Origin of the sequence: Sphingomonas ginsenosidimutans, from assembly GCF_002374835.1 — a bacterium.
Classification (GTDB): Bacteria; Pseudomonadota; Alphaproteobacteria; order Sphingomonadales; family Sphingomonadaceae; genus Sphingomonas; species Sphingomonas ginsenosidimutans.
Genome location: NZ_NWVD01000009.1, coordinates 100,532 through 110,034, shown reverse-complemented (window position 1 = coordinate 110,034; position 9,503 = coordinate 100,532). Strand labels below are relative to the sequence as shown.

Below are 9,503 nucleotides of genomic sequence, written 5' to 3'. Positions count from 1 at the left end.
CTACATTGCCCCGGGTTCGCCATGGGAGAACGGCTATAACGAGAGCTTCAACGGGTCGCTTCGCGACGAACTGCTCAATGGTGAGATCTTTTACAGCCTCGCCGAGGCCAGGGTGCTGATCGAGGCGTGGCGCCGTCACTACAACACCGTCCGGCCGCACAGCAGCCTGGGCTACCGCCCACCGGCCCCGGAATCGGCAACATCGCCATCACCGGCCTCCGGTTCCGCTTCGCTCCACCTACGCCCGGCGATGGCGGCGGAGACGACAATGCACTAACGAACAACCCGGACCACCCGGTGGGGGCTGCTCACTTCGTCGCCAAGGGGAATGGACAAGCGACGATACTGGCAACGATGAAACGGAGCAGCACCATATGCGCCGGGTCGAGTTCGCGCATGGCTAACTTGCCGAGTGGAAAGCCAAGCCCCCAGGCAAGTCCGGCCAGAGGGAGGGCAAGAATGGCGAGAGGGTTCATACTGCTTCGTTGCGGTATGTCGCGACATTTGGCGATAGGCGGTACCGATGGACCATCGGCCGCTAGTGCAGAGCCGGAAACAAGCCGCGAATAGTCGAGGTTGGGTTCTACACATCCCAAACTCAACGCCGGCTGTCGCGTTTAACCCCGGCTAATCGTACATTTTTGTCATTCCGACGCATCAACCTTCGTGTGGGGGTGCTCGCGGGGGTGCTTACATCCCGTCCGAAGTAATTATATACAATTACAGTTTGTTAGAGTGCGCCGTGAGTGCTAAATCGTCCTGTCCCCGCAACCATACCAAACATACCATCGGCGCCCGCGGGCGCCTTTTGTTGTGTTGGCCGTATCCAGTTCCCACAACCGTCTTGACGGCTCGCGCTCCGGAAGCGGACTTCCAGGGCGCTTGTGCGTTCGTCCTCGGCGCGCTCAATCCCCTCGTAACCACACCACACCGAGGCGGGGGCGCGCGTCTCAGAAACGCAGCCGCAGTTCCGCCAGCAGTGATCGTGGCTCGCCCGGGAAACTGCCGGTCTGTTTTGTGAAGCCCGACGCGGTGTAGCGTCGGTCGAACAGGTTATCGACGCGCAGCAGCAACTCGGCCGGCCCCAGCGCCTCGGTAAGCGAGACGTCGAAGATCGTGTAGGCCGGCACCGCCTGGTTCGACAGCGTCACCCGGCGCGACAGATGTTCGCCGCCAAAGCCCAGCGCGGTGCCGATCGCCGCGATCTGATAGCGGGTCCAGAAGCCCAGTTGATGGCGTGGCGCATTGGCAAAGCGATCGCCGACCGCATTGGTGACCGACTGCGCCGCGACGGTGCCGGTGATCCGGGTATCGTTATAGGCGTAATTGGCCAGCAGCACCCAATCGGGGGTGATATCGGCCGCCACATCCACCTCAACCCCCTTGCTGGTCACCTCGTCGATCGGTCGTAGCTGATCGATGCCGTCACGCGGCGGCAGGGTCGGATCGACCTGGAGGATGTTGCGGCGGACGATGCGATAGACGGCGACATTCGCCTGGAGCCGTCCGCCGAGCAGCACCGACTTGATGCCGCCTTCCACCTGATTGCCGGTCACCGGGGCGAAAGGGCCGCCGGCGTTGATATCCTGGCTGGCGGGGCTTTGCGGTTCGAAGCTGCCCGACCAGTTGGCGTAGAGCGACAGGCCGGTGCGCGGCTTGACGATCGCACCGCCGCGAAAGGTGAAGCGGCCGTCGCGATAGGATGGCGCGGCGATGAGGCGCCCGGCGGTGCTGGTGGTCACGGCGTCGTCGAACCGGTCGTATCGCACCCCGCCGACCAGCAACAGCGCGTCGGTGATGCCGATCCGGTCCTGGAGGTAAGCGCCGCGGCGCTTCGTGCGGGTATCGGTGGTCGCGGTGGGGACGGCCGCGGCGCGCGCCGCATCGCGGGCGTCATCGCTGTAGATCGGGTTGTGCAGGCTGAGCGGCGTCACGCCAGCGCGCAGGATCCGCGAATCGAGGATGCTGCGTTCGTCATACCAGTCGGCGCCGGCCTGAAAGCGATGCTCGATCCCCGCCAGCCGCACCGTCGCGGTCGTGTTCGCCATGAAGGACAATCCATCGACGGCGCGGATCTGGTCGCGGAACTCGCGCGCGATCAGATCGTCGCTGCCCGCCACGAAGCCGCGCGGTTCGTGATAACGCTGCGTTTCGGTCGCGTCGAAATAGCGCACACCCGCGTCGAACGTCACCGCGTCGCCGATTTCGGTCGCATAGCGCGCCTGATACGCGCGCGAAGCGAGATGCAGGACGTCGGTCGGCTCGTTGGCGTTCCAGCGGATGTCGGCGAGGAAATTGCCCGCATCGTCCACCGGCACCCCGCGCAGCCGATTGCCGCGCAGGACATTGTCGTAGACAGTCGCCTGCACGGTCAGCGTCCCGCGATCGTTCGTTCGGAACGACAGGCCGCCGTCCCCGATCAGCGAGGTGTTGCGCGTATTGTAGCGGAACGGCGTCATCGCTTCGTAGAAGCCGCCAAGCCGATAGGTGACGATCCCGCCGGCATCGACCTTTCCGGTCGCCTCCGACGAGATGCCGGCGCGATCGTAATTGCCGAGCGTCGCGACGGTGCGCAGCGCGCTGGCCTCGGCAGGCGTCTTCGACACGTAATTGATGATGCCGCCGGGCGATCCGGGGCCGAAGAACAGCCCCGCCGGCCCCTTCAACACCTCGACGCGGCTGATCGTGAACAGCTGTGGCACCGAAAAGCCGATGAAGGGATTGCCGCGCTGGCCGTCGTAGAAGGACTGGTCCTGCCGGAAGCCGCGGAAGGTGACCCCGGCGTAGCTGAACGCGCTGATACCGGAAATATCGCGGTAGATATCGGTCGCATCACGCGCGCCCTGATCGGTGAACAGGTCGGCGTTGACGACCTGGAGCGCCTGCGGAATGTCGAGTGGGTTTTCGGCGGTCTTGCCAACGGTGGTGGTGTCGACGCGGTAGAGCCGTTGGGCGCGCCCGGTCACCACGATGTCGTCGCCCGCATTGTCCGACGATTGCGCCATCGCCGGCGCGCACGCCCACACCCCGGCCCATGCGGCCGCCACGCTCCACCGGTTCATCTGCGCCCCTTTAATGCTATCGCTTCGCAATAACGGTTATCGTTGAATTGTGCAAGGGTGAAGGTCCGGCAAACTCCTGCGACATTTGCGCGGTAGCGCGCTCGCCGCCGTGGTTCCGGGGACGCATGGCGAAGGAGAAATGGCAATGCGTTCGATCTGTTGGTTGCTGGCCGGGGTGGCGGGCCTTCCCGCTGCCGCCGTGGCACAGGGCGGCACGGCTGGTACGGAGCAGACCCCCGGCACCGTGCCCCCCGCCGGACCGGCCGCCGCGTCGCCCGAGCCGGTGTCCGCGCCTGCCCCGACGCTTGCCGCACAGCCCACGCCGCGCACCGCTCCGCCCGCCGCCGCCGAGGAGGACGAGGACGAAGGCGCGCCCGATATCGTCGTCACCGGATCGCGCCGCCAACCGGGCGCGGTGATCGGCAATATCCCGCCCGAACAGCAATTGTCGCCCGCCGATATCCGCAGCTACGGTGTCGGGTCGATCACCGAACTGCTCGCCGAACTCACACCGCAGACGACGTCCGGGCGCGGTGCCGGGGGCGGGCCGGTGATCCTGCTCAACGGGCGGCGCATTTCCGGCTTCCAGGAGATCCGCGACCTGCCGACCGAGGCAATCGCGCGCGTCGATATCCTGCCGGAGGAAGTGGCGCTCAAATACGGCTATCGCGCCGACCAGCGCGTGGTGAACTTCGTGCTGCGCCGCCGCTTCCGCGCGGTGACCGCGGAGCTGAACGGCCGCGCGGCGACCGAGGGCGGGCGCGAGCAGGGCGGGGCGGAGGCCGATATCGTGCGCATCCGCCGCGACGATCGCATCAACCTCCACCTCGAATACAATCGCGCCGGCGCGCTGAGCGAGGCGGAGCGCGATATCCGCCAGCCCGCCGCCACCGCCGCGATCGCCGGCAACGTCGTCGGCGCGGGCGCGCTGGGGCCGGGGCTGGGCAATGTCGCCGGGGTGCCCGCGTCCGCCGCGACCGCGGCGCCGGCGATCGGCGATTTCGCCGCCACCCCCAATGCCACCGATCAGGGCGCGTACCGCACGCTGCTGGCATCGTCGCGCAGCGTCGCGGCGAACGGCACCTATGCCACCACCATCTTCGGCAATGTCGCCGCCAGCCTGAACGCGACCGTCGACCACACCCGCACCGTCGCCGATCGCGGGCTGGCGACGCTGTCGCTGCAGCTGCCGGTCGGCAATCCCTTCTCCCCCTTCGCGCAAGCGGTGACAGTGTCGCGCGCGTTCGACGATATCGGCCCGCTGACGCAGGTCGTGGACACCACCAACCTGCACCTGGGCAGCACGCTGAACGGCGACAAGGGCCGCTGGCGCTGGTCGGTGACCGGCAGCGTCGATCGCGCCGACAGCGATACCGTGACGCAGGCCGGGCTGGACGCCGCCGCGTTCCAGGCGCGGTTGCTGGCGGGCGATGCCACCGCCAACCCTTTCGCCCCGCTGTCGCTGGGGCGGCTGCCCGACAATGTCGGCCGCTCCCGCTCGACCACCGCGGGGCTGGACGCGCTGGCGAGCGGCCCGGTGTTCGCGCTGCCCGCGGGCGACGCCAACACCAGCATCCGCATCGGTGCATCGACCAGCGATTTCAGCAGCCGCTCGACCCGCGGCGGGGTGACGAGTGCGCCCGGCGACGTCGCACGCGATATCGGCAACATGCAGATCAACCTCGACCTGCCGGTCGCCAGCCGCGGCGCGGACGTGCTGGCAGGGATCGGCAACCTGTCGCTCAACGCCAATCTGGCGGCGGACCATTTGTCCGACTTCGGCACGCTGTGGACGATCGGCTATGGCCTCAACTGGTCGCCGGTGGATGCGGTGCGGGTGATCGCGTCGGTCACCGACCAGGACGAGGCGCCGAGCGCGCAGCAGCTGGGCAATCCGCTGGTGACGACGCCGGGGGTGCGCGTGTTCGACTACGTCCGCGGCACGACCGCGACGGTGACCACCGTCACCGGCGGCAACCGCGATTTGATCGCGGACAATCGCCATGCCCTGAAACTGGGGCTGAACCTGACGCCGTGGAAGCAGAAGGACATCAGCTTCCGCGCGGATTACACGCGGCAGGACACCGACGATCCGATCGCCGCCTTCCCGGCCGCGACCGACGCGATCGCGCGGGCGTTCCCGGGCCGGTTCCAGCGCGATGCGGCGGGCAATCTGTTGCAGATCGATTCCCGCCCGATCAACTTCGCGCGCAGTCAGCAATCGCAGATCCGCTACGGCATCAACATGTCGTTCAAGCTGAAATCGCAGCTGCAACGCCAGATCGAGGCGTATCGCGCCGGCACCGGTCCGAACCCGTTCGAGGGGCTGCGCCCGCCGGGCGGCTGGCGCGGCGGCGGGGACGGCAATGGCGGCGCGGCCGGCGGCCGGCCCGGCGGTGCGCCCGCCAGCGGCGCGGGCGGCGGCGATCGTCCGCGCGGCGGCTTCGGCGGTGGCGGGCGTTTCGGCGGCGGCGGCGCGCAGGCCGGAGGGCGGCTGCAATTCGCGCTCTACCACACCTGGCACCTGACCGATCGCGTGACGATCGCGGATGGCGGCCCGGTGCTCAACCTGCTGGAAGGCGATGCGATCGGCAGCGCGGGCGGCCAGCCGCGGCATGAGCTGCAAGGGCAGGCGGGCTATGTCAACAACGGGCTGGGTGCGCGCCTGTCGGTGAATTTCCAGAGCGCGACGCGTGTCGCCGGTGGCACCCCGGCCGCTCCGCAGACGCTCGATTTCGGCAGCCTGGCGACCGCGAACCTGCGGCTGTTCGCCGATCTGGGCGGGCGTCTCGACTGGGTGAAGGCGCATCCGTGGATGCGCGGCACGCGCGTGACGGTGCAGGTCGACAATCTGTTCAACACCCGCCAGCGCGTCACCGACCAGACCGGGCAGGTGCCGATCGGTTTCCAGCCCGATTATCTCGATCCGCTGGGGCGCTCCGTGCGGGTAGTGCTGCGCAAGTTATTCTTCTGACGACAGGCCGACCCGCGCCGCCAGCCATTGCGCGGCGGCCTCGGGCGTCTGCTTGTCGCGGTCGCGATCGACGCGGTAGTTGGCCGCGCGCATCGCGGCGACCGGGATGCGCCCGACCAGCGGTGCCAGCGCGGCGCGGAACCGTGTATCGCCCTGCCGCCGCGGCGCGATCAGCACGATCGCGTCGTAACCGGGAATCGCCCCCTTGGGATCGCGCAGCACGGTCAGCCCGTCCGCGGCGATCCGCCCGTCGGAGGAAAAGGCGCTGATGACGTCCGCCCGCCCGCTTTCCAGCGCGCGGTACATGAACGTCGGGCTGTAGGGCGTCGTGGAGGCGAAGCGCAGTGGATAGGCGCGGCGGATCGCCGCCCATTCGGCACGGTCGAGGAACTCCAGGTCCGCGCCCAGCGCCAGCCGCGGCGCAGCGGGCACCAGATCGTCCAGCGTCGCGATCCCGCGCGCCCGCGCATCGGCGCCGCGCATCGCGAAGGCATAGGCATTCTCGAACCCCAGCGCGCCCAGCAGCGTGACGCCATGCGTCGCCCGCGTCCATTCGGCGACCGCACGCAGCTGCTGCGCTCGCGGCACGACGTCCTGCCGCTTCATCTCCGCGCCCCAGATCGTGCCGGCATAATCGACATAGACGTCAATATCGCCCCCCGCGACCGCGCCGAACGCCACCGCCGATCCCAGCCCGTCGCGATAGCGGACGGTATAACCCGCCCGCGTCAGCCGGTCGCCGATCAGCCGCGCCAGGATATATTGTTCGGAGAAGTTCTTGGCGCCGACCGTCACCGTGCGGTCGTGCCCGCCGCGCGGCCACAGCGGCACGCTGGCCAGCGCGGTCGCGGCCAGCAGCACCCCGCCCGCCGCCGCGACGCGCCGCCACTGCCGCCGCCCGGCGGCGCGCTCCGCCAGCCCCAGCAGCGCATCGACCCCCAGCGCCAGCGCGGCGGAGGAGACGCAGCCGGCGATCACCAGCGCCCAGGCCTGCGTCTGCAATCCGGCGAAGATCAGGTCGCCCAGGCTGGGTTGCCCCACCGTGGTCGACAGCGTCGCCGCGCCGATCGTCCACACCGCCGCCGTGCGCACCCCCGCCATCGCGATCGGCAGCACCAGCGGCGCCTCGACGCGCGCCAGTTTCTGCTCCGGCGTCATCCCGATGCCGTCCGCCGCCTCCAGCACCGCCGGGTCGAGCGCGGCGAAGCCGGTGACGAGGTTGCGCACGATCGGCAGCAGCGCATAGAGCGTCAGCGCCAGCAGCGCAGGCAGGAAGCCCAGTGCGGGCACTCCGCCGCCGACCAGCGACGACACCCACAGCAGCACCGGGTAGAAGAGCGCCAGCAGCGCCAGGCTGGGGATCGTCTGGATCAGGCTCGCCGTGCCCAGCACGACGCCGGCCAGCCGCGGCGCGCGGGCGGCGCGCACCCCCAGCGGCAGCGCGATCAGCAGCGCCAGCGCCAGCGCCGCCATCGCCAGCAACAGGTGCTGCGCGGCCAGCGCGGGGACGCGGGCGAAAGCGTCGATCATCGCGTCATCGCCGTCAGCCGCTCGGCCTGGGCGCGCGGCACCGCGACGAGCGCATCGGCCGCGTCGCCCGCCTCTCCGGCCAGCATCGCGGCGGGGGCGGCGTCGGCGACGATCCGCCCCGCCTGCATCACCAGCACGCGCGTGGCGTTCAGCAGCGCCTCCGCCATGTCGTGCGTGACCATGATCGTGGTCAGCGACAGGTCGGCGTGCAGCCGGCGGATCGCGCCCGCCAGCGCCTCGCGCGTGACGGGGTCGAGCGCGCCGAACGGCTCGTCCATCAACAGCAGCCGGGCCTCGGCGGCCAGCGCGCGCGCGACGCCGACGCGCTGGCGCTGCCCGCCCGACAGCTCCGCGGGCATCCGCCCGGCAAAGGCGCGCGGCAGTTCGACCAGGTCCAGCATCGCCGCCACCCGCGCCGGATCGCGCCGCCCCGCCAGCACCAGCGGCATCGCGATATTGTCCCCCACCGACAGGTGCGGGAACAGCCCGACGTTCTGGAAGACATAGCCGATCCGCCGCCGCAGCCGAGCGGGCGGCTCGTCCGCCACGTCGCGCCCGTCGATCGCGACGCGCCCCGCATCGGGCACGACCAGCCGGTTGACCGTTTTGAGCAGCGTCGACTTGCCCGACCCGGACGTGCCGACCAGCGCGACGAAGCTGCCGCCGGCGATGTCCAGCGTCACGCCGTCGACCGCCGCACCGTCGCCGTACCGCTTGGTGACGCCTGCGAACGAGACGGCGGGGCCGGGCGATTGTTCTGGCATCGCCGCGCACGATGCGGGAAGGATGAGGCTGGCACAAGCCACGCAAACGATGGCGGAGGGGACGAGAGGATGAAGGCGATCCTGATTACCGGCGGCGGATCGGGCATCGGGCGCGCGGTCGCGCTGCACTTTTCGGCGCAGGGCTGGCGTGTCGGGCTGGCGGATATCGACCAGCGCGCGCTGGCGGATGCCGCCGCGATGCTGCCCGCGGACCGCACCTCGACGCATGTCATGGACGTGCGCGACGCATCGGAATGGGAACATGTGCTGGCCGAATTCGCCGCGCTGTCTGGCGGGCGGCTGGACGTGTTGTTCAACAACGCCGGCATCGCTGCCGGCGGCGCGTTCGGGGACATGGGGCTGGACGCGCTCGACCGCGTGATCGACATCAACTTCCGCGGCGTCGCTTATGGCGCGCGGCTCGCCTATCCGTATCTGAAGGCGACGCCGGGGTCGTGCCTGCTCAACACCGCCTCCGCGTCCGCGATCTACGGCAGCGCCGGCCTGTCGGCCTATTCCGCGACCAAATTCGCGGTGCGCGGCCTGACCGAGGCGCTCGACGCCGAATGGGCGCCGGACGCGATCAAGGTGCGCGACCTGCTGCCCGGCTTCATCGACACCAACCTGCTGTCGATCGGGCTGGCGGGGACCAACCGCACCGCGCGCGAGGCGGTGGTCGATTCGGGGCTGGAATTCACGCCGGTCGAGGTCGTCGCGCAGGCGGCATGGGATGCCGTCCACGGCGACAAGCTGCATTCGCCGGTCGGCAAGACCGCGCGTCGGCTGACCTTCGCGGCGCGCTGGATGCCCGGACGGCTGCGCCGGATGATGCGCAGCCGCGTGCTGCTGCGTTGATTGCGCTCAGCCGCCCAGGATCGAATCGATCGCGGTCGCCAGTTCGACGTCCAGCGCCGACAGCCCGCCGGCGTCATGCGTGGTCAGCAGGATCTCCACCCGGTTCCACACATTGGTCCATTCCGGGTGGTGATCGGCGCGCTCCGCCAGCAGCGCCACTTGCGTCATGAAGCCGAACGCCTCCGCGAAATCGGTGAACACGATCGAGCGGGTGATCGCATCGCGCGCCTCGTCATAATCCCAGTCGGGCAGCGTATCGAGCGCGTCGGCGCGCTCGGCTTCGCTCAATTGTTCGATCGTGCGGGTCATGACGTGCCT

Annotated in this window: 8 protein-coding genes; 3 read left to right on the top strand and 5 right to left on the bottom strand. The window is 69.5% G+C overall.

What is annotated here, in order from left to right:
• Nucleotides 1-277, top strand: a 277-nt coding sequence (locus COA17_RS15925; RefSeq protein WP_141397119.1) for an integrase core domain-containing protein, incomplete at its 5' end; no start/stop codon positions are given.
• 31 nt (nucleotides 278-308) lie between these two features.
• Here the strand turns inward: COA17_RS15925 and COA17_RS19100 are convergent.
• Both COA17_RS19100 and COA17_RS15920 read right to left on the bottom strand, forming a co-directional pair.
• Complete coding sequence (locus COA17_RS19100) at nucleotides 309-476, bottom strand: EamA family transporter (RefSeq protein ID WP_141397118.1); 168 nt, start codon at nucleotides 474-476, stop codon at nucleotides 309-311.
• Between the two features lie 474 nt (nucleotides 477-950).
• Nucleotides 951-3,062 carry a TonB-dependent siderophore receptor gene (locus COA17_RS15920; protein ID WP_096613792.1) on the bottom strand — a complete coding sequence of 704 codons (2,112 nt, stop codon included), beginning with the start codon at nucleotides 3,060-3,062 and terminating at the stop codon, nucleotides 951-953.
• A gap of 145 nt (nucleotides 3,063-3,207) precedes the next feature.
• On the opposite strand from COA17_RS15920, the gene COA17_RS15915 reads away from it, so the two are divergent.
• A complete protein-coding gene (locus tag COA17_RS15915; protein WP_096613790.1) occupies nucleotides 3,208-6,036 on the top strand; it encodes a TonB-dependent receptor in 2,829 nt (942 codons plus the stop codon).
• Here COA17_RS15915 and COA17_RS15910 read toward each other — a convergent pair.
• Both COA17_RS15910 and COA17_RS15905 read right to left on the bottom strand, forming a co-directional pair.
• Nucleotides 6,025-7,566, bottom strand: coding sequence for an ABC transporter permease/substrate-binding protein (locus tag COA17_RS15910; protein WP_096613788.1), 1,542 nt, complete (start codon nucleotides 7,564-7,566; stop codon nucleotides 6,025-6,027). The genes COA17_RS15915 and COA17_RS15910 overlap by 12 nt on opposite strands.
• Nucleotides 7,563-8,330, bottom strand: coding sequence for an ATP-binding cassette domain-containing protein (locus COA17_RS15905; protein WP_096613786.1), 768 nt, complete (start codon nucleotides 8,328-8,330; stop codon nucleotides 7,563-7,565). Before COA17_RS15905 ends, COA17_RS15910 begins: the two co-directional genes overlap by 4 nt.
• Nucleotides 8,331-8,399: 69 nt before the next feature.
• Here COA17_RS15905 and COA17_RS15900 point away from each other — a divergent pair, with 69 nt between their 5' ends.
• The gene (locus COA17_RS15900) at nucleotides 8,400-9,185 is read left to right on the top strand and encodes an SDR family oxidoreductase (RefSeq protein WP_066486434.1); all 786 of its coding nucleotides are present in this window, start codon (nucleotides 8,400-8,402) and stop codon (nucleotides 9,183-9,185) included.
• Nucleotides 9,186-9,191: 6 nt separating this feature from the next.
• Here COA17_RS15900 and COA17_RS15895 read toward each other — a convergent pair whose 3' ends face one another.
• Nucleotides 9,192-9,494 carry a 4a-hydroxytetrahydrobiopterin dehydratase gene (locus COA17_RS15895; RefSeq protein WP_066486435.1) on the bottom strand — a complete coding sequence of 101 codons (303 nt, stop codon included), beginning with the start codon at nucleotides 9,492-9,494 and terminating at the stop codon, nucleotides 9,192-9,194.
• Nucleotides 9,495-9,503: the final 9 nt, after the last annotated feature.